At 47.0% G+C, this 3,640-nt stretch carries 6 protein-coding genes; all 6 read right to left on the bottom strand.

The window, feature by feature from the left end:
* Positions 1–181: 181 nt before the first annotated feature.
* On the bottom strand, positions 182–682 hold the full coding sequence (locus ABVN36_RS24575; RefSeq protein ID WP_112324622.1) for an HNH endonuclease signature motif containing protein: 501 nt from the start codon (positions 680–682) through the stop codon (positions 182–184).
* An 83-nt stretch (positions 683–765) separates the two neighbouring features.
* Positions 766–960, bottom strand: coding sequence for an antirestriction Ral family protein (locus ABVN36_RS24570; protein WP_000213981.1), 195 nt, complete (start codon positions 958–960; stop codon positions 766–768).
* Between the two features lie 78 nt (positions 961–1,038).
* The gene (locus ABVN36_RS24565) at positions 1,039–1,374 is read right to left on the bottom strand and encodes a hypothetical protein (protein WP_000216184.1); all 336 of its coding nucleotides are present in this window, start codon (positions 1,372–1,374) and stop codon (positions 1,039–1,041) included.
* A gap of 20 nt (positions 1,375–1,394) precedes the next feature.
* Complete coding sequence (locus tag ABVN36_RS24560) at positions 1,395–1,577, bottom strand: hypothetical protein (protein ID WP_125866875.1); 183 nt, start codon at positions 1,575–1,577, stop codon at positions 1,395–1,397.
* 175 nt (positions 1,578–1,752) lie between these two features.
* A complete protein-coding gene (istB, locus tag ABVN36_RS24555) occupies positions 1,753–2,535 on the bottom strand; it encodes an IS21-like element IS100kyp family helper ATPase IstB (protein ID WP_001317493.1) in 783 nt (260 codons plus the stop codon).
* A complete protein-coding gene (gene istA, locus ABVN36_RS24550; protein WP_000255946.1) occupies positions 2,532–3,554 on the bottom strand; it encodes an IS21-like element IS100 family transposase in 1,023 nt (340 codons plus the stop codon). Before istA ends, istB begins: the two co-directional genes overlap by 4 nt.
* Between the last annotated feature and the right edge of the window lie 86 nt (positions 3,555–3,640).

The following is a 3,640-nucleotide window of genomic DNA, read 5'->3' as shown; positions in this document are numbered from 1 at the left end:
GATTTCCATGCTTTCCTCCAGGTAAAAAGAATGCCGCCCATATAGAGCGGCAAATAACATCAAGGGATGATTTTTCGATTAACCAGAACGAGTCGTCGTCCTCGTTTGGTTACGAGCGATATTGCTCACATAGCAGACTCGTAAATCTGCTATAGGTGCTTATTCGCTGCCAAAAATACGCTTACTCAGTTACTTCATATGCATATTCTTGACTTGTTAAATGATATTTTCTGCAAAATATCCTTCTGGCCTCTATTGCATCATCAATGTTTTTGAAATACCCAAGATGCTTTTGCTTTCTATTGATCTGGCCAGTAGCTCTCCACTTTTCTCTTTTAATATCCCAATTAACTCCAGGTGTTCCAGATTTATTATCTAACCTAATGGATTTGTTTAGATTGTTTTCAGCAACTGAAATATCTCTTAGATTAGAGAATCTATTGTCATCCCTGACTCTGTTTATGTGATCAATTACGCCATTAGGAAACCTACCAGTAACGAATAACCATGCCAGCCTGTTTGCTTGTAGTTTTTTTCCATCAATTGTTATCTCTCGATAACCGTGATGATTGACAGAACCAGCGACATCACCAGCCAATGCTGTTCCTTTAGATTTATTCCACCGGAAAACTCCTGTAGAAGGCTCATACTCAAGAATCTTCGATAAATCTGCTGAATTCATGTTGTTATTCCTTAAATTTTGGCAATAAAAAAGGCCGCATTGCGACCTGATTAGATATTTGAAGTGAGATAAAAGAAGACCGACTATGTAGCCTTTAGTTTTTCCAGTTCTCTTGCAATCATTGCCGTGGTTCTAATTGCCCATTTATCGACAATCTTTCCATCTTCTCTCACCAGAGCCATTTCCTCAGGCTTCACCATGCATTCAGCATCAAGCTTGCAGCCTTTGCATTTCACAAAGCGACTACACCATTGGTTGGTATCAATAGTCGTAGTCATATTGGTAGTCCTGGTATTGTTCCATCACATCCTGAGGATGCTCTTCGAACTCTTCAAATTCGTCTTCCATATCTCATCTCAATCGTAATAAGCCGGAATTGATTTTCCGCGCTGCTTCTGTACGGCGTGGATTTTATTTCCGAGCGGATTAGCATCGTGGTAGTAAATTCGGTTCTGCTTGCGCTCTACTTTCTCTTGCTTAACCTTGTTCCCGGCACGTGAAACTGCTTTTGTTACCCTGTCAACACGATGCGATTTAACCTCCTGAGAAGCATCAGGAGCATCGCAGCCAAAAATTGAATCGATGATATTGCAGATGGTGTCGCGCTCTATGGCTAGCTTTCTGCGCCGTTCATGACGGCGAGTTTTAGCATTGCCTGCAAACGTTGACTTCCCGTACACGATTACCGTCATGATTGATCCCTAAAGATATTTTATTGGTTGAAGTTAAAAGAAAGACGACGTAACAGGCGTGGTGCCCGGTAAAATGGTTTATCTAAAAACGAATATTTGTGAAACCAAACACGACCTCGCTCGTCTCCATTTCTGTTGCCTTCAGGACGACGCTTTAAGGTGAAATGAATAATTGTTTTTGTAGTGGTTTTTGGCTTACGCATCTGTTTACCCTCATGTGAAATGGCTTTGGTACTGGCGCAGGAACCTGTCTCAATTTCCTGATTTCAAGTGGCTTCTCAGTCCGGCCCGATAGGTACAGCTAGGCCTAAGTGTCAACGACGGATGAAAAGTGATCCACTTATATCTCCACCAACGGCCCAATATTGATCCACCGTTTTACTCAGGATTAGCTTCAGCTATAACCCCGGCCTTTCGTTTCTGTCTGAGTCGATAGCTTTCTCCTTTGATTTGAACGACATGTGAGTGGTGTAAGATACGGTCCAGCATCGCTGAGGTCAGTGCTGCATCACCGGCGAACGTTTGATCCCACTGCCCGAACGGCAGATTGGATGTCAGGATCATTGCGCTCTTTTCGTAACGTTTAGCGATGACCTGGAAGAACAGTTTTGCTTCTTCCTGACTGAACGGCAGATAGCCTATTTCATCAATGATGAGCAGGCGGGGGGCCATTACTCCACGCTGAAGCGTCGTTTTATAACGGCCCTGACGTTGTGCCGTAGATAACTGAAGTAACAGATCTGCTGCTGTTGTGAAGCGAACCTTGATACCTGCACGGACTGCTTCATAGCCCATCGCTATTGCCAGATGGGTTTTCCCCACACCTGATGGCCCCAGTAATACGATATTTTCATTACGTTCTATGAAGCTGAGTGAGCGTAACGACTGGAGTTGCTTCTGCGGTGCTCCGGTGGCGAATGTGAAGTCATACTCTTCGAACGTTTTCACCGCCGGGAAGGCTGCCATTCGGGTATACATCGCCTGTTTACGTTGATGACGTGCCAGTTTTTCTTCATGAAGCAGATGCTCCAGGAAGTCCATATAACTCCATTCCTGGTCTACTGCCTGTTGTGACAGCGCAGGCGCTGCGCTTATAAGGCTTTCCAGTTGCAACTGCCCGGCGAGCGCCATCAGTCGTTGATGTTGCAGTTCCATCATCACGCCACTCCTCTGCAGAATGAGTCGTAGATGGAGAGTGGATGATGCAGGGGGTGTTTATCGAAGTTCACCAGATTTTCACCAGGATGCACGTCATACTCTTTTTTCTCCGGAGGCAGTGCCAGCATGGACTGCTGCTCTTCGAGCCAGCGATCGCAGGGACGGGCCTGGATTGTTTCATGCTTTCGTTGGTTAGCGACATCGTGCAGCCAGCGCAGACCGTGGCGGTTGGCTGTTTCAACATCGACAGTGATCCCCATCGGGCGCAGGCGAGTCATTAGTGGGATGTAAAAACTGTTACGGGTGTACTGCACCATCCGTTCCACCTTACCTTTAGTCTGTGCCCTGAAGGGGCGACACAGTCGGGGAGAGAAGCCCATCTCCTTGCCGAACTGCCACAGCGAAGGATGGAACCGGTGCTGACCGGTCTGATATGCGTCACGTTGCAGAACCACAGTTTTCATATTGTCATACAACACTTCGCGCGGCACACCACCAAAGAAGCGGAACGCATTACGATGGCAGGTCTCCAGCGTGTCATAACGCATATTGTCAGTGAATTCGATGTACAACATTCGGCTGTATCCGAGAACAGCAACGAACACGTGAAGCGGTGAGCGACCATTACGCATAGTGCCCCAGTCAACCTGCATCTGTCGTCCGGGTTCAGTTTCGAACCGAACGGCAGGCTCCTGCTCCTGAGGAACCGAGAGAGAACGAATGAACGCCCTGAGAATGGTCATTCCGCCACGATATCCCTGGTCTCTGATCTCGCGAGCGATTACCGTTGCCGGGATTTTGTAAGGATGAGCATCGGCGATGCGTTGACGAATATAATCCCGGTATTCATCCAGGAGTGAAGCAACAGCAGGTCGCGGTGTATATTTTGGCGGCTCAGATTTTGCCTGCAAATAACGTTTAACGGTATTGCGGGAGATCCCCAGTTCTCTGGCAATCGCCCGGCTACTCATTCCCTGCTTGTGCAGGATTTTAATTTCCATAACTGTCTCAAAAGTGACCATAAGCTCTCCTGAATCAGGAGAGCAGATTACCCCCTGGATCTGATTTCAGGCGTTGGGTGTGGATCACTATTGCACCGTTCGTGACA

The organism is Salmonella sp. SJTUF15581 (assembly GCF_043356775.1).
GTDB classification, from domain to species: Bacteria; Pseudomonadota; Gammaproteobacteria; order Enterobacterales; family Enterobacteriaceae; genus Salmonella; species Salmonella enterica.
The sequence above is the reverse complement of the archived record's forward strand: the minus strand, read 5'-3'. Positions and strand labels throughout refer to the sequence as shown.